Consider the following 15,139-nt stretch of genomic DNA (forward strand, 5'->3'; position numbering starts at 1 on the left):
GTCAATGGCTGCGGTCCCCTTTGTCAGCGGGCCCCAGCCGCGGCAATAAGCAAATGCTAGATGGACGCCCCGGCCCAAACAAGGCGGTGCGCCCGGCACACCCGTCAGCTCTCCAGCAGGAGCCGCTGGGCCCGGGGAGCCAGCGTGTGTTCCAGGACCAGCGAGGCCGCGCCGATGGCTCCGACGTCATCGCCTACCCCGGTCCCCACCACCTCGATGGGATGGATCAGCCGCGTGTCGCTGTTGGCATCGAGCAGGGCAGGAATCTTCTCGAGGTAGCGGCCGGCCAGGCGGCTCCAGAAGGGCCCGCCGAACACCACGCGCTCAACGTCGAGCGTGTTGGTGACCACCGATGCTGCACGCGCCACCCGCACTGCGGACTTGTCGATGATGGCAAGGGCCTGTTCGTTTCCCTCGTCCGCGAGGTCGCACAGCCGGGAAAAGCTTTGCTGGATTTCCGCGCCGCTGTTCCCCGACCGCGTGCCGTCCAGGATGCCGGCGGCCTCCGCTTCGGCCACCAGGACCTGCGGGATGCAGGTGGATTTCACGCAGCCGCGCAGGCCGCAGTCACAAGGGGGACCATCCGGGTCCACCACAATGTGGCCGATCTCGCCGGCATTTCCGGAGGTTCCCCGGACAACCTCGTCATTGAGCACAATGCCGCAGCCGATGCCCGTGCCCATGTACATAAAGATGAAGCTGCCGGAGCCGCTGGGGCCGCCGGCCCACGTTTCCGCGACGGCGGCGCTGGTGACGTCCTTGTCCACCAGGACCGAATAGCCGGTGGCTTCGGAAAGGGCGCTGCGCAGTTCCACCCGGTCCCAGCCGGGGAGCAGCGGCGGGTCCACCACGGTGCCGTTGTCCAGGTCGATGGGGCCGGGGGCCGCGAGCCCAAGTCCGGCGATCCTCTCCCGGTCCACGCCGGAGTCCTCCACGAGCTTGGCGATCTCCTCGGCAATGGTGGAAATGACCGCGGATGGATCGTTGCCGCCGGGAGTTTTGATCCTCGAGTGTCGTACCACCGCGCCCACCAGGTCCAGGACCACGAAGGTGGTGACAGCGGGGTCGAGGTGGACTCCCAAAGCGAACACGCCGCCGGGGTTGAGCCGCAGGATGGTGCGCGGCTTGCCGGGACCGCTGCCTTCCTTGCCGGCCTCCACGATGAGGTGCTGGTCAAGGAGGCGCCGGGAGATGTTGGAGATGGTCTGGGGCGAAAGGCCCACGATCTGGGCGAGTTCCACGCGGCTCAGCCCGCCGGAGGACCTGCGGATGGCGTCCAGGATCACCGTAAGGTTGAAGTCCCCCATTTTGGGCAGGTTGGTTCCGCGCCTCGGTGAGGATTGGCGGATCTCAGTCACGGCGTCCCCTAAACGTCTTTGGCCACGTACTTGTGGTGATGCTTGAATCGTACGTTACGCGTGGTCACAGACCCATAGGCGGGCGCGACGGCGCGGCGCGGCAAGGTGCGTTCCCCACCGGGGCACGGCTGAGGACGCGCCGGTTCCGGCTGGTCCGTCGCCAGTTACGCATCCGTGCTTATCCCGAGTGTCCGTCTTCATCAGTCGCCGCGCCGCGTGCTCACGGTCACCGTGAACTTGGGGTTCCTGCCTTTCACGGCGGTAGGCCCAACGTGCCGCTCCAACGCGGGCAGGTAGGGCAGGTGGCGGTTGAAGACCGTCCACAGCTCGCCCTCGGGCGCGAGTACCCGGCCCGCTGCCTCAATCATCTTCAGGCCTGCTCCGGCATGGACCCCGGCGCCAACATGGAACGGCGGGTTGAGCAGCACCAGGTCCACGCTGCCCGGGGCAAGGGTGCTGAGGGCGTCATCCTGCAGGACGGTGATGCGGCCGCCCAGCCCGTTGGCCTCTGCCGTTGCCCGCGCGGAGGCCACCGCGGCGGCGGACTGGTCAGTGGCCGTCACCGCCGCCCCCGGGTGCTGCCGGGCGTACATGGCGGCGAGGATTCCCGTACCGCAGCCGAGGTCGACGGCGTGCCGGGCCGGCTTCATGGATGGCAGGAACGTCAGGAGGAACCTGGTGCCGATGTCCAGTTTGGTGCCGGCGAACACTGCCCCATGGGCAGCCACGTGGAGGTCAAGCTCGGCCAGGTGTTCGACGGCGGGATAGCGTTCCGTTTCCGCGTCCCCTTTCGGCCCGCCAGCCAGGACCACGCGGGACTTCTGCCTGGCGAGCTGCGGCTGGACGGAGGAGAAGTGGCGTTCCAGCACGGCGTTCATGCCGAGGGACATGTGCTTGACCCGCCCGCCCGCCAGGAGCTGTACGTCCGGCGCGGCGTACCGGGCGACGGCGGCGGTGATCTCGTCCAGCTCGGCGAGCGTTTTGGGCAGCTGCAGCAGTACTGCCTGCGCGCCGGCCAGGAGTTCCGGGCCGAGCGGCAGCTGCCTGAAGCCCGGGTCCCCGTCCGTGCCGCCTGGCGGCGGCACCGCCAGCATGTCCGGCAGCAGTCCGGCGATGTGCAGTGCGGCTGCATTGAGCTGCAGGGCCCGCTCCCCCGTGATCAGGTCCTGGTGCACGCGCACGGAGCCCGGGCTGAGCGTGGCGAGGGCGCCGAGCGCCAGGGCGCCGTACCGGTCTCCGATGACGGCCACCGCGCTTCCTGCGGGCACCAGGCCTCCGGCCGTCTCCAGCAGGAGACGGTCCGTGGCGTCCCACGCTTGCAGGTTGGGTGCTTCCACATCCGGCCTGCGCCGGAGTGCCGAGAAGAGGTCGCCAAGACTGTTTGATGCCAAGTGTTCCAGCTGCTTTCCGTTGTGCCTGGATTTAAGGACATTTGCCGGTGCTGCCCCTGACCCGCGGCCGCTCATCCCCAACTTACCGGGGCCGGGGCGGGGGTGATTCCCGGCAGTTTCAAGATGGCCGCCACGGCGGCGCGTCCCGCCCGGTTGGCGCCGATAGTGGACGACGACGGGCCGTAGCCCACCAGATGGACGCGCGGTTCGGCTGCCACCTGGGTTCCGTCCATCATGATTCCGCCGCCGGGTCCCCTGAGGTGCAACGGTGCGAGATGCTCGAGTTCCGCACGGAAGCCGGTGGCCCACAGGATCACGTCCGCCGGCAGGAAGCCCCCATCGGCGAGCCTGACGCCGTCGGGCTCTATGGAGGTGAACATCGGCTGCCGGTTGAGCGCTCCCCTTGCGGCCGCCGCCTTGAGGGCCGGGGTCCGCATCAGTCCCGTCACGGATACCACGCTCTGCGGCGGCAACCCCTTGCGGACCCGCTCCTCAACCAGGGCAACGGCGTCGTGGCCTGCCTTGGCGTCGAACTCTTCGTCCCGCCACACCGGCTCCCGGCGGGTGAACCAGCTGGTGGTGGTGACGCGGGAGATCTCATCGAGGAGGCCCACGGCCGAGATGCCGCCGCCGACAACAATCACGTGGCGGCCGGCGAACTCCTCCGCGGAAACATAGTCGGCCACGTGCAGCTGCTGCCCGCGGAACGTCGACTGTCCCGGATAGATGGGCCAAAAGGGGCGGGTCCAGGTGCCGGTGGCATTGATGACGGCCTTGGCTATCCAGTCCCCGGCAGACGTGCCGACCCTCAGCAGGCCCGCGGGGTCCGTGTCTTCACGCAGGACCGACTGCACCTTTACCGGCCGCCGGACGGACAGACCCAGGTCCTGCTCATAGCCGCCGAAGTAGCGGGCCAGGAATTCCGAACTGGGCTCGCGCGGGTCCACAGCCGGCTTTGCCATGCCGGGAAGATCGCTGATGCCATTGACGGTAGCCATCCGCAGGCTCTTCCAGCGGTGCCGCCACGCGCCTCCCGGGCCGTCCTCGGCGTCGAGCATGACATAGTCAACGCCGCGGCGCTGAAGGTGGTAGGCGGCGGAGAGCCCGGCCTGGCCCGCGCCGATGACGACGACGTCGGTTCGGGCAGAATTCACTCCCCAATGATAGTCGCGCGCGGTGTTCGGGCCTTAGTGTTGGCCCATGGAGACGGGACGAGCACCATGACAACAGGTACCGGGAATGCAGCGCGGCTCGCCAAGGCCCTGGCAGTAGTACTTGGCACTGAAGAAATACCCCTGCGCCTTCGCGCGTGGGACGGTTCCGAGGCAGGACCGGCTGGAGCGCCTGTCCTGGAGTTCCGATCCCGCCGGGCGCTGCGCCGGATCCTGTGGTCCCCGGGCCAGCTCGGCCTGAGCCGGGCCTACGTGGCTGGCGAGATTGACTCCCCGGGGGACATTTTCGCTGCGTTCGCCGCCCTGAGCTCAGCGGGAAAATTCGCGGAGCCCGGGCCGTTCCGGCCGCTGACCGCCGGTGAGCTCTGGACGCTCCTTCGCACCGCCGTCCGGCTTGGCGCCCTGGGCCCGAACCCGGCGCCACCGCCGGAGGAGGCGAAGGTGGCCCGGAAAGGACGCGTGCACTCGCGCCGCCGCGACTCCGCAGCCATCTCGCATCATTACGACGTAGGCAACGATTTCTACGCCCTGGTGCTGGGACCGTCCATGGTCTACTCCTGCGCAGTGTGGCCCGAAGGCAGCTATGACCCGGCGCAGCCGGATGCGGGCGGCCGGCTCGCCGCCGGCCTGGACGCCGCACAGGAGGCCAAGCTGGACCTGGTGTGCCGCAAGCTGGGCCTCCGGCCGGGCATGCGGGTGTTGGATGTTGGCTGTGGCTGGGGCAGTTTTGCCCTGCACGCGGCCGGGAAGTACGGCGCAACCGTAGTGGGCGTAACACTCTCCACGGAGCAGGCGATCTTCGCGCGGAAAAGGGCCGCCGACGCCGGACTGACGGAACGGGTGGACATCCGGGTCCAGGATTACCGGGACGTCCGGGATGGTCCTTTCGACGCCATCAGTTCCATCGGGATGTCCGAGCATGTGGGGCGGGAGCAGACCCCCGCATACGCCGCTGCCTTGTTCGGCCTGCTCCGGCCGGGCGGGCGGCTGCTCAACCACGCCATCTCATGGAATGCCGGCCGTACCAAGGCCGATCCGGATTCCTTCATCCCCCGCTACGTGTTTCCGGACGGGGAGATGATCAGCCTTGGCGAGATGGTTTCCGCCCTGGAGGCAGCCCGCTTCGAGGTCCTGGATGTAGAGGCGCTGCGGCGCCATTATGCGTTGACCCTGCGGGCATGGGTCAGCAGGCTCGAGGCGAACTGGGACCAGGCTGCAAAGCTCAGCGGCCTCGGAAGGGCCCGGGTCTGGCGCCTGTACATGGCTTCCAGCGCCCTGGGCTTCGAAGGCGGGCTGACGGGCGTTAACCAGGTCCTGGTCCAGCGGCCGGGCGGGGACGAACCGCCGTTGCGCCGCACAGCCTGGCTCTGACTGCCTGCACTCAAAGCAAAAGGGACGATCCCGTGGGGATCGTCCCTTTTGTCGTACCAGTGGAGCTGAGGGGACTCGAACCCCTGACCCCCTGCATGCCATGCAGGTGCGCTACCAGCTGCGCCACAGCCCCGGACTTTGCCGCTTCCGGTTCACCACCTCGAAGCAACCTGTTCAGCTTAGTGCACTTTCGCCGCTCGCGCCAATCGGGGCAGGAATCATCGGCGGCTCGCCGGCTTCCGGATTTGGCACGGCGGAAAACAAAAAATCCGCCGGAATCTAAGCGATTCCGGCGGATTGTCCGGTGGAGCTGAGGGGACTCGAACCCCTGACCCCCTGCATGCCATGCAGGTGCGCTACCAGCTGCGCCACAGCCCCGAACTATTGCTGCTCCTTCAAGCTTTTCGGCTTTCCCCGAAGCAACTCAAATATCTTAGAACAGCAATTCCGAAAATTCCAAATCGGGCATATTCCGCGTGGTTCCGCGGATTTACTCCCTTTCGGACGCAGCAACGGCCTTCGCGGAAGTGTCGTCCCCGAGCTGCAGGTCAACCACCGGGCAGTCCTTCCAGAGGCGCTCCAGGGCGTAGAAAACGCGGTCTTCCTCGTGCTGGACATGAATCACGATGTCCGAGTAGTCGAGCAGCACCCAGCGGCCGCCGGAACGGCCTTCCCGGCGGACAGGACGCAGGTCCTGCTTGGCAAGCTCTTCCTCGATCCCGTCCACAATGGCGTTGACCTGCCGCTCGCTGGGAGCCGAGGCAATGAGGAAGACGTCGGCCAGGGCAAGACGCTCGCTCACGTCCAGGGCAACAATGTCCTGCGCGATCTTGTCCGCGGCTGCCTTGGCGGCGGCGCGGGCTATGGTGATGGATGATTCTGATGCAGTCACGTGACTCCTTGTTGGGTGAAAACTCTAAGTGGCGTAAGGCAGCTCAGCGGGACATGCCGCTGATGATGAGGATGATGCCCGAGACCAGGGCCACGATGCCGAACGCCAGGATGCAGAACTGCAGGATCCTGTTGCGCTGCGCACGGGCAAGTCCGGCCGTGGCAGCGTCCAGGGGTTCCAGGCCGTAGGCCGACTTGGCGGGAATCCGCGGCAGGTCCTCGAAGAGGTCCTCCGCCTGGTTCTCGTCTGTCAGCACGGGCCGCGGGCGGGCGGCTGCCCGCGCCGCGGCTTCCGCCCTGGCAATGACGTGGGAGCGGCCAGATCCGGCATCTGCCGCGGCCGGACGCTGGGGCCCCGAGGGGCGCCGTTTCCTGGTTCCGGGCGCCGTAACCTTGGACCCCGGGCGGGTGGTGACCGGGACGTGCGAGGTGGCCGGCGGCTTCATCACCGGCCGGTCGATGCCGGGAACCTGCACAAACTCCAGCGGCGTGACCATGGCCAGGTTGCTGGCCGTCGATGGCGCCGGACGCTGGCCTGCCGTGCCGGCCTGGTCCCGGTTGCCGGGTTCCCGTGCCGGGTTGGGGGCGGGATCCTTCGACGGGGGAAGCGGGGCTGCGGCCTGCTCAGCCAGCTTCTGCTTGGCGAGGGCTCGGCGGTTCAGGATGGCCGCGCGTTCTGCCAGGGCGATCTGCTCGGCGAGGATCTCGGGGTCGACCGCTTCCGGGTCAAGGGAGGCGATGTGCTCCATCTTGGCGATCTGGTTCTTGGCCTGCTCCGCGAGCAGTGCCCGCGCCGCCAGGGCCTGCTCCACCGTCATGCCCTCGGGGGCTGTGGAAGCTGGCTTAGCGGTGGAGGGGCTCTTCTTGCCGCCCTGCGCAGGCCGCTCCCCCGCAGTCCGGGCGGCGTCCCCCGATACCGGAGCAGCCGCATCCGTGTGGACGGATGCCGGCGGCACAATGGGATTGGCCGCCGTCAGAGCCTGTTCCTTGAGCTGCTGCAGGCGCAGCTGCCGCCGCGTGGGCGGCCCTCCCGCGGAGAGCTGGCCCTCTTTTTCCTCAAGTTCCTTGATGGTGCGCAGGGCTGCGCGGTCGCGCGCCCGGATCTGGGAGGAACGTTGGGTGGAGGTCTGCTCGGGCGCAGCAGCAGCGGTCCCGCGGGCCGGCGGGGCGTCAGCCGGCGGGTTCGTGGCAGGGGAAAGCTGCTCCGTGCCCGCGGGCACAGGCTGTTGGGCATCCCTGGCCTGCCGGAGTTCCCGGCGGCTGCGAATGGGGGGCTGTTCCTGACTCATTGAGAACTCATTCGGTACTGGCTGGTTCACGTGCTTGGGAAGTTGGGATACTGCCGGCCTCCACGGCCTCCGCGTACAGGCCGTACTTGGCGATGTACTGGACAACGCCGTCCGGCACCAGGTACCAGACAGGGTGGTTCGCCGCCACGCGCGTGCGGCAGTCCGTCGAGGAGATGGCCATGGCCGGGACCTCAAGGAGGCTCACGTCAGTGCGTCCCATGCCATCGAGGACATGGCCGGGCCTGGTGACCCCCACAAAATGGGCGAGCGACCACAGTTCGTCGATGTCCTTCCAGGACAGGATCTGCGCCAGGGCGTCCGCTCCAGTGATGAAGAACAGATCGGCATCCGGCCGCTGGGCGCGGAGATCCCGGAGGGTGTCGATGGTGTAGGTGGGACCTGGCCGTTCAATGTCCACCCTGCTCACAGTAAAGCGCGGGTTGGAGGCCGTCGCGATGACTGTCATGAGGTAGCGGTGCTCGGGCTCGCTGACGTGCTTGTGGGACTTCTGCCACGGCTGGCCGGTAGGGACGAAGACCACCTCGTCCAGGTCGAATTCCGCCGCCACCTCGCTGGCTGCGACCAGGTGGCCGTGATGGATGGGATCGAACGTCCCGCCCATCACGCCAAGCCGCAGCCTGCCGGTGGCACCCGAGCGGTGCAGAGCGCGGGAAATGTTAGTGGCCCTGCCCGTGATCGTGCTTGTTGGGGTGCTGGCGGTGCGGGTCCGCGTGCTCCTCGGTTGCTGTGTGGCGGTTGCCCAGGTTGGAGTAGGACAGGGTGATGAACATCAGCACCAGCAGGAGGGCGAACATAACCACCCCGAACACCCACGGCTCAGCCCACAGCGGCGCGAGTTCGTGTTCTCCGCCTTCGGCGACGGTCGTGGCAATCTGCTGGAACAGCATTTTCTCCCCTTGGGCTCAAACGATTGTGGCAGCGGAAAGCTCCGCCGTTTCTGGCTTCTGGTCTATGTTACCGTGCGCTACCCGCGCACCTGGCCCTCGCCCTGCACAATCCACTTCGTGGTGGTCAGCTCGGTCAGTCCCATAGGCCCCCGCGCATGCAGCTTTTGGGTGGAGATGCCCACCTCGGCGCCGAGGCCAAGCTCCCCGCCGTCGGTGAACCGGGTGGAGGCATTCACAATGACGGCGGCCGAATCCACCTCGGCGATGAACCGCTCGGCGTTCGCCAGGTCGTTCGTGAGGATCGCCTCCGTGTGGCCCGTGGACCAGGTGCGGATGTGCTGCACGGCCTGGTCCAGGCTGTCCACCATGCCAACCGCGAGGTCCAGGTCCATGTACTCGGTGCCCCAGTCCTCATCGGTGGCCGGTTCGGACTCAATGGAGGCAGGCAGGGCGGCGCGGACCCGCTCGTCGGCGTGCAGCCGGACGCCTGCCTGGCGAAGCGCAGCCGCGACGGCGGGGAGAACGGAAGATCCGGAGTGGACCAGGAGCGTCTCCACAGTGTTGCAGACACTGGGCCGCTGGGTCTTGGCGTTGAGGAGGATCTCCACTGCCATGTCCTCGCTCGCCGATTCGTCGATGAAGATGTGCACGTTTCCTTCACCGGTCTCGATCACGGGCACGGCGGAGTTGAGGACAACGGTCTGGATCAGCTCACGGCCGCCGCGGGGAATCAGCACGTCCACCCTGCCGCGTGCCTTCATCAGGACGTTGGCACCTGCGCGGCCGTACTGGTCGACTGTCTGGACGGCGTCGGCAGGCAGGCCCACGGATTCCAGTGCTTCGCGGAGTACCCGTACCAGCACCTCGTTGGTGGCCTGGGCGGCAGTGCCGCCGCGCAGGATCACGGCGTTGCCGCTCTTGAGTGCCAGCCCTGCGATGTCCACCGTGACATTCGGGCGTGCTTCGTAGATAGCCGCCACCACGCCCATGGGGACGTTGACCTGGCGGAGGCGGAGGCCGTTGGGAAGCGTCTGCCCGCGGACCACGTTTCCGACGGGATCGGGGAGGTTGGCCAGGTTCTCCAAAGCCGCCACAAGGCCCGAGATGCGGGTCTCCGTGAGGGTGAGGCGGTCCAGCATGGCAGCGGAGGTGCCGTTGGCCTTTCCTGCTTCCACGTCCATGGCATTGGCCGTGAGAATGGCCTCGCTGTTCTCCCGCAGGGCTGCCCCGATGGTGCGGAGGGCACGGTCCTTCCAGGCACGGTTTGCCATGGCCATCCGGCGTGCGGCGTGGCGGGAGCGGTCTGCGATGGCGTGCACTGCTGCCTCCACATCGCCGGAAGACAGCGGAGAGCCACCCGGCACCTGCGCCACGGATGAAGTATCCGGCTGCGCCTTGGCGGCAGCAGTATCTCCGGGATTTTCAGCAGTCTTGTGGATCAGGGCCTCAGTCATGTACCAAGTTTAGGCGAGCGGGAAGCTCAGACCAGCACCAGGTCGTCAACGTGAACAACTTCGCGGTCGTAGCCGCTGCCCAGCTCCTCACCAAGGTCCCTGGTGGACCGGCCCAGCATCCGGGGCAGTTCGGCGGATGAATAGTTGACCAGTCCCCGCGCCACCACGGTGCCGTCGGCGGCTGCTATTTCGACGGCGTCGCCCGCTTCGAAGTCACCGTGGACGGCGGAGATGCCGGCGGGGAGCAGCGAAGTGCGGTGGTGCCGCACAGCCTTGACGGCGCCGTCGTCCAGCACAAGCCGCCCCTGGACGGAGGCGACGTGCGCCAGCCACAGGAGGCGGACGGGCTTGCGGGCACCGTTGACAGTGAACCAGGTGCCCACGTCCTCGCCGTTAAGGGCCGCGGCGGCGTTGGGGGTGGAAGTGACAAGGGCATGGATGCCGGAACCGGCTGCCATGGTGGCCGCCTCCACTTTTGTCAGCATTCCGCCGGTGCCCACGCCTGCCTTGCCGGCCTTGCCGATGGAGACGCCGTCAAGATCGGCGGGGCCCTCAACCAGCGGAATCCGCTTTGCCCCAAAGGCGGGCGGGCCGTCGTAGAGCGAGTCGACGTCGGACAGCAGCACGAGGGCGTCGGCCCGGACCAGGTGGGCCACCAGGGCAGCGAGCCGGTCGTTGTCGCCGAAACGGATTTCGTGCGTGGCCACGGTGTCATTTTCATTGACCACCGGAACCACGCCCAGGTTGAGCAGCCGGTTCAGGGCACGGAAGGCGTTGGTGTGCTGGCTGCGGCGCATCAGGTCCTCTGCGGTGAGCAGCACCTGGCTGACCGTCACGCCGTGGGCCCCGAAGGCCTGGGTGTAGCGGGCCATCAGGAGTCCCTGGCCCACGCTGGCCGCTGCCTGCTGGGTGGCGAGGTCCCGGGGGCGCTTGGCAAGGCCCAGCGGCGCCAGGCCGGCCGCGATGGCACCGGAGGAGACCAGGATGATCTCGGTGCCGGTGTTGCGTTTGGCAGCCAGCGCGTTGGCAAGGGCCGTCAGCGCCTCTTCGGAGATGCCGCCCTTGATGCTGGTAAGGGAAGACGAACCCACCTTCACCACGATCCGGCGGGCGTTGGCGAGCAGGCTCCTGTCCACGGACCGCGTCACGGGTACCGCAGCCGCGGCACTAGAACTCATCGCCTGCGTCCAGTCCACTCTCCTTGAGCGGCTTGGCCACGCGCCGGCTGCTGACGGACTCGGTCCAGATGCCGGCCTTGCGCTCTGCCTCGAGCTCGGCACGGGCGGCAGCCCTGGCATCCTTGCGCTCCTGCTGTTCTTCGCGCTTCTGTCCGCGGGTGGGCCGGTCACCGATGTCGGCAAAGCGGACGTCGGTGCCGCGGGGTGAGGCCAGCAGTTCTGCGCCTGCCATCATGGTGGGCTCCCAGTCGAAGACGACGCCGTCGTCCTCGCCAATGACAACTGTGTCGCCGGGCTTCGCGCCCTGCTTGAACAGTTCAGTTTCGACGCCGAGCTTGGCCAGGCGGTCGGCAAGGTAGCCGATGGCTTCCTCGTTGGTGAAGTCGGTCTGCTTGACCCAGCGGACGGGCTTCTCGCCGAGGACGCGGAACAGCGGTTCGAGGCCCTTTTCCTCGCGGCGGATCCTGAACCCGGCTTCGTTGACGGCGCGGGGCTTGAGGACGACGGGCTGGACCTTGGGCGGGGCTGCAGCAACGGCGTCGCGGGCGGCCTGGACGATTTCGGCCATGGCGAAGCCCAGCTGGCGGAGGCCCTCGTGGCTTGTTGCCGAGATTTCAAAGACCCGGTAGCCGCGGGATTCCAGTTCGGGGCGGACGAACTCGGCCATGTCCTTGCCGTCGGGAAGGTCCACCTTGTTCAGTGCCACGAGGCGGGGGCGGTGGTTCAGCGGAACCACTTCACCGTCCTGGCCCGCGTAGCTCATGTCCACGGCGTACTTTTCCAGTTCGGCCTCGATGACCGCAAGGTCCGAAAGGGGGTCCCGGTCTGCCTCGAGCGTGCCGCAGTCCAGGACGTGCACCAGGGCGGCGCAGCGCTCCACGTGGCGGAGGAAGTGGTGTCCCAGGCCCTTGCCTTCACTGGCACCCTCGATGAGGCCCGGGACGTCGGCGATGGTGAAGCGGACATCCCCGGCCTGGACTACGCCAAGGTTGGGGACCAGGGTGGTGAACGGGTAGTCGGCGATCTTGGGCCGCGCCGCGGACATCGCGGCGATCAGGCTGGACTTGCCGGCGGACGGGAAACCCACCAGGGCAATGTCCGCGATGGACTTCAGTTCCAGCACAATGTCGCTGGATTCGCCCTCGATGCCGAGCAACGCGAACCCCGGAGCGCGGCGTTTCTGGGAGGAGAGCGCGGCGTTGCCGAGGCCGCCGATGCCCCCGGCCGCCGCAACGTACTCGGTACCTTCGCCCACGAGGTCCGCGAGGACCGTGCCGTCCTTGGACTTGACCACGGTGCCGTCCGGGACGGGAAGGATCAGTGTTTCGCCGTTCTTGCCGCCGCGCCAGTCGCCCATGCCGGGCCCGCCGTTGGTGGCGTGCCGGTGGGGCGCGTGGTGGTAGTCAAGGAGCGTGGTGGTCTGGTGGTCCACGCGGAGGATGACGTCGCCGCCGTTGCCGCCGTTGCCGCCGTCGGGACCACCCAACGGCTTGAACTTCTCGCGGTGGACGGAGACGCACCCGTGGCCGCCGGTACCGCCGGATACGTGCAGTACTACCCGGTCTACAAAGCTGGCCACGTGGATCTCCTCAGTGCTGTTTCCTGGACGCCCAAGGGCGCCAAGACGATTGTAATGCGGTTAAAAGAACAGTGGAGCGGACCATATGGCCCGCTCCACCGCTTCAGAACTTGTTGTTACTCTGCAGCTGCAGCAGCAACGATGTTGACGACGCGACGACCGCGGCGGGTGCCGAATTCAACGGCGCCCGGGGTCAGGGCGAACAGGGTGTCGTCGCCGCCGCGGCCAACGCCGGCGCCCGGGTGGAAGTGGGTGCCGCGCTGGCGGACGATGATCTCGCCTGCGGAAACTACCTGGCCGCCGAAGCGCTTGACGCCGAGGTACTGTGCGTTGGAGTCACGACCGTTGCGAGTGGAGCTCGCGCCCTTTTTATGTGCCATCTGAAATGCCTGCCTCTAAATTCTGGGGAATCTGCTGAAAAACCTGAACAGTAACGGAAGGTTACTTGATACCAGTGATCTTGACCTTGGTCAGTTCCTGGCGGTGACCCTGGCGCTTCTTGTAACCGGTCTTGTTCTTGAACTTCTGGATGACAATCTTAGGACCACGGAGGTCCTGGAGGATTTCAGCCGTAACGGTTACCTTGGCCAGGTCAGCAGCGGCCGAGGTGACCTTGTCACCGTCAACCAGGAGCAGTGCGGGCAGCTGAATGGTGCTGCCAGCTCCACCGGCGACGCGGTTCAGGGTAACGAAGTCTCCAACGGAAACCTTCTCTTGGCGGCCGCCTGCGCGGACAATCGCGTACACCACTTGGGAACTCACTTCTCTCGACGTTTATTACAAATTTGCGTGCGGAACCTGGCTCAATTCTTGGCTGGGCTCTCGCTGTGCCTCAACGCCGTGGGGTCATAACCCAAGTGTTGGCGTAAGCACCGAAGATCTAGAATACGCTAATTTTGCCTTCGGCCGCAAATGAGGCTGGTTCCGGCGGGTTGTCTGTGATAGGTACCACAGGACATTCCCTACTGCCGGACCGCGCCCCACCATAGTACCGGCGCGGCAGCTGTCCGGCCGTCACGAATGAAGGCGCGGCGCGTCGAAAAATTCAACTTCCAGGCGGCAGGAGTGCCTGAACGCCGTGGCCATGGCGGCCTTTTCATGGTCGGCAGCCGCGCGCCCTGCCCGGTCCACGATGGCAACGGCCGTCCGAGTTGCCTCGGCAAAGCCTTCATCGGCGTAGGTGCGGAGCCAGTCGGCGTAGGGGTGGCCGGCTGGTTCGCCGGCCGCCATGAACCTGGCGTGCAGCGTTTTGCCGGCCTCGGCATACAGCCAGAAGCAGGGCAGGACCGCTGCCGCCAGCACGGCATAGCTGCCCGACGCCGATGCCGCCAGCAGGTGGTCCACGTAGGACTTTGTCACGGGCCCCGGTTCGGACTGGACCTCGCGGGATGCCAGCCAGGAGCGGTGCAGTTCGGATTCGACTTCCAGGCACTGCTGGGCGGAGCGTGCCCAGAAGAGCTGTTCCGCTTCGGTCGGGGCGAGGGCGCTGGCGCGCGCAAGCACCCGTGAATAGCCGTTGAGGTAGATGGCGTCCTGGGCCAGATAGTAGGCGAACTGGTCCTCGGCCAGGCCACCGGAGGCAAGGTCCTCGATGAACGCCAGGGCATAGATGGCTTCCAGGTGCTTCTCCGCTTCAGTCCGCAGTTGCCCGGCGAAGCTTCCCTCGGCCGGCGCCTGCAGGTGGTGGAAATGGTGGACGGGCCCGTTGCCTGATCCCACGGCCAGCCGGCCCGATGTTTCCAGCGCACCCGCCAGCCAGGGCTTGACCTCTCGGAGGGCGGCCTCCCAGTCCCCCAGCCGCGGCTTGACGGTGGCCATGGCCGAGGAGAGCGAACAGCCGGTGCCGTGGCTGTTCCGCGTTGCCACCCGCTTCCCCTGAACCACCACCACTTCCTGGCTCAGCCTGCCGCTGGTATCGACCAGGGCATCGGGGCACTGGTCCCCCGCCAGGTGGCCGCCCTTTACCAGCACGGTTGCCCCTGTGGCTGCGGAGAGCCGGCGGCCCTGTTCCACCGCACCTTCCCAGCTCTCCTGCACAGGCCCGCCAACCAGCATGGCAAGCTCTGCCAGGTTGGGGGTGATGAGGTGGGCCAGGGGCAACAGGTCGCGGAGGGCCGCCTCTGCAGACTCCTGGAGGAGCCGGTCGCCGCTGGTGGCCACCATGACCGGGTCAAGGACCACGACGCCGGGACGCACCTTTTCGAGCCATGCCCGGACAGCGTGGACCACGGCGGCGTCGCCCAGCATGCCGATCTTCACGGCATCGATGCTGATGTCATCGCTGATTGCGTCGAGTTGCTGGGTGAGGAAGGCCACCGGCGGAACGTGGACGGCACGCACTCCGCAGGTGTTCTGCGCGGTAAGTGCCGTAATGACGGCCATCCCGTAGCCTCCGTGTGCAGCGATGCTCTTCAGGTCTGCCTGGATGCCGGCGCCGCCGGAAGGGTCAGAGCCGGCGATGGACAGGACCCGGGGTACCTCCCGGCCCGGACCCGGCTGGGCGGCAGGACGGGTTTCGGGAGCTTCCTGCAGGATGGCAGTGGGCATT

The 15,139-nt window shown here is 67.2% G+C and carries 14 protein-coding genes and 2 tRNA genes; 1 reads left to right on the forward strand and 15 read right to left on the reverse strand.

Annotated elements, in window-relative coordinates; translation table 11 throughout:
- Positions 1-104: 104 nt before the first annotated feature.
- The 3 genes from KTR40_RS10610 to KTR40_RS10620 all read right to left on the reverse strand — a co-directional run bounded on the left by KTR40_RS10610 (position 105) and on the right by KTR40_RS10620 (position 3,903).
- Positions 105-1,307, reverse strand: a complete 1,203-nt coding sequence (locus KTR40_RS10610) for an ROK family transcriptional regulator (RefSeq protein ID WP_228406104.1) — start codon at positions 1,305-1,307, stop codon at positions 105-107.
- A 251-nt stretch (positions 1,308-1,558) separates the two neighbouring features.
- Positions 1,559-2,749 carry a methyltransferase gene (locus KTR40_RS10615; RefSeq protein WP_228403654.1) on the reverse strand — a complete coding sequence of 397 codons (1,191 nt, stop codon included), beginning with the start codon at positions 2,747-2,749 and terminating at the stop codon, positions 1,559-1,561.
- Positions 2,750-2,820: 71 nt separating this feature from the next.
- A complete protein-coding gene (locus KTR40_RS10620; protein ID WP_228403656.1) occupies positions 2,821-3,903 on the reverse strand; it encodes an FAD-dependent oxidoreductase in 1,083 nt (360 codons plus the stop codon).
- 66 nt (positions 3,904-3,969) lie between these two features.
- Here KTR40_RS10620 and KTR40_RS10625 point away from each other — a divergent pair, with 66 nt between their 5' ends.
- On the forward strand, positions 3,970-5,292 hold the full coding sequence (locus KTR40_RS10625) for a cyclopropane-fatty-acyl-phospholipid synthase family protein (RefSeq protein WP_228403658.1): 1,323 nt from the start codon (positions 3,970-3,972) through the stop codon (positions 5,290-5,292).
- A 60-nt stretch (positions 5,293-5,352) separates the two neighbouring features.
- On the opposite strand, the gene KTR40_RS10630 is transcribed toward KTR40_RS10625, so the two are convergent.
- From KTR40_RS10630 to thiD, 12 genes are all read right to left on the reverse strand, one after another.
- Positions 5,353-5,425 (reverse strand) — tRNA-Ala (locus tag KTR40_RS10630).
- A gap of 172 nt (positions 5,426-5,597) precedes the next feature.
- Positions 5,598-5,670: transfer RNA gene (locus KTR40_RS10635), tRNA-Ala, on the reverse strand.
- Positions 5,671-5,782: 112 nt separating this feature from the next.
- On the reverse strand, positions 5,783-6,184 hold the full coding sequence (rsfS, locus tag KTR40_RS10640) for a ribosome silencing factor (RefSeq protein ID WP_139029440.1): 402 nt from the start codon (positions 6,182-6,184) through the stop codon (positions 5,783-5,785).
- A 43-nt stretch (positions 6,185-6,227) separates the two neighbouring features.
- Positions 6,228-7,472, reverse strand: coding sequence for a hypothetical protein (locus KTR40_RS10645; protein ID WP_228403660.1), 1,245 nt, complete (start codon positions 7,470-7,472; stop codon positions 6,228-6,230).
- 7 nt (positions 7,473-7,479) lie between these two features.
- Positions 7,480-8,094 (reverse strand): nicotinate-nucleotide adenylyltransferase, encoded by a 615-nt coding sequence (nadD, locus tag KTR40_RS10650; protein ID WP_240793683.1) that lies wholly within the window; start codon positions 8,092-8,094, stop codon positions 7,480-7,482.
- A gap of 55 nt (positions 8,095-8,149) precedes the next feature.
- Entirely contained in the window at positions 8,150-8,380 is a 231-nt protein-coding gene (locus KTR40_RS10655; RefSeq protein ID WP_139029443.1) for a hypothetical protein, read from the reverse strand.
- A 77-nt stretch (positions 8,381-8,457) separates the two neighbouring features.
- Complete coding sequence (locus KTR40_RS10660) at positions 8,458-9,834, reverse strand: glutamate-5-semialdehyde dehydrogenase (RefSeq protein WP_228403662.1); 1,377 nt, start codon at positions 9,832-9,834, stop codon at positions 8,458-8,460.
- Positions 9,835-9,860: 26 nt separating this feature from the next.
- Entirely contained in the window at positions 9,861-11,012 is a 1,152-nt protein-coding gene (gene proB / locus KTR40_RS10665) for a glutamate 5-kinase (RefSeq protein ID WP_228403664.1), read from the reverse strand.
- A complete protein-coding gene (obgE, locus tag KTR40_RS10670) occupies positions 11,002-12,591 on the reverse strand; it encodes a GTPase ObgE (protein ID WP_228403666.1) in 1,590 nt (529 codons plus the stop codon). Before obgE ends, proB begins: the two co-directional genes overlap by 11 nt.
- 116 nt (positions 12,592-12,707) lie before the next feature.
- Positions 12,708-12,971, reverse strand: coding sequence for a 50S ribosomal protein L27 (gene rpmA / locus KTR40_RS10675; RefSeq protein WP_009372867.1), 264 nt, complete (start codon positions 12,969-12,971; stop codon positions 12,708-12,710).
- 61 nt (positions 12,972-13,032) lie between these two features.
- Positions 13,033-13,341, reverse strand: coding sequence for a 50S ribosomal protein L21 (gene rplU / locus KTR40_RS10680; protein WP_066276623.1), 309 nt, complete (start codon positions 13,339-13,341; stop codon positions 13,033-13,035).
- Positions 13,342-13,605: 264 nt separating this feature from the next.
- Positions 13,606-15,138, reverse strand: coding sequence for a bifunctional hydroxymethylpyrimidine kinase/phosphomethylpyrimidine kinase (gene thiD, locus KTR40_RS10685; RefSeq protein WP_228406105.1), 1,533 nt, complete (start codon positions 15,136-15,138; stop codon positions 13,606-13,608).
- Position 15,139 lies beyond the last annotated feature (1 nt).

Origin of the sequence: Pseudarthrobacter sp. L1SW, from assembly GCF_020809045.1 — a bacterium.
Taxonomy (GTDB): domain Bacteria; phylum Actinomycetota; class Actinomycetes; order Actinomycetales; family Micrococcaceae; genus Arthrobacter.

Bases quoted from the DNA above. Each gene is read 5' to 3' on its own strand.
- nadD (WP_240793683.1), bottom strand. From the start codon at position 8,094: ATGGGCGGGACGTTCGATCCCATCCATCACGGCCACCTGGTCGCAGCC.
- KTR40_RS10645 (WP_228403660.1), bottom strand. From the start codon at position 7,472: ATGAGTCAGGAACAGCCCCCCATTCGCAGCCGCCGGGAACTCCGGCAG.
- KTR40_RS10660 (WP_228403662.1), bottom strand. From the start codon at position 9,834: ATGACTGAGGCCCTGATCCACAAGACTGCTGAAAATCCCGGAGATACT.
- KTR40_RS10625 (WP_228403658.1), top strand. From the start codon at position 3,970: ATGACAACAGGTACCGGGAATGCAGCGCGGCTCGCCAAGGCCCTGGCA.
- proB (WP_228403664.1), bottom strand. From the start codon at position 11,012: ATGAGTTCTAGTGCCGCGGCTGCGGTACCCGTGACGCGGTCCGTGGAC.
- KTR40_RS10610 (WP_228406104.1), bottom strand. From the start codon at position 1,307: ATGGGGGACTTCAACCTTACGGTGATCCTGGACGCCATCCGCAGGTCC.
- KTR40_RS10655 (WP_139029443.1), bottom strand. From the start codon at position 8,380: ATGCTGTTCCAGCAGATTGCCACGACCGTCGCCGAAGGCGGAGAACAC.
- thiD (WP_228406105.1), bottom strand. From the start codon at position 15,138: ATGCCCACTGCCATCCTGCAGGAAGCTCCCGAAACCCGTCCTGCCGCC.
- rpmA (WP_009372867.1), bottom strand. From the start codon at position 12,971: ATGGCACATAAAAAGGGCGCGAGCTCCACTCGCAACGGTCGTGACTCC.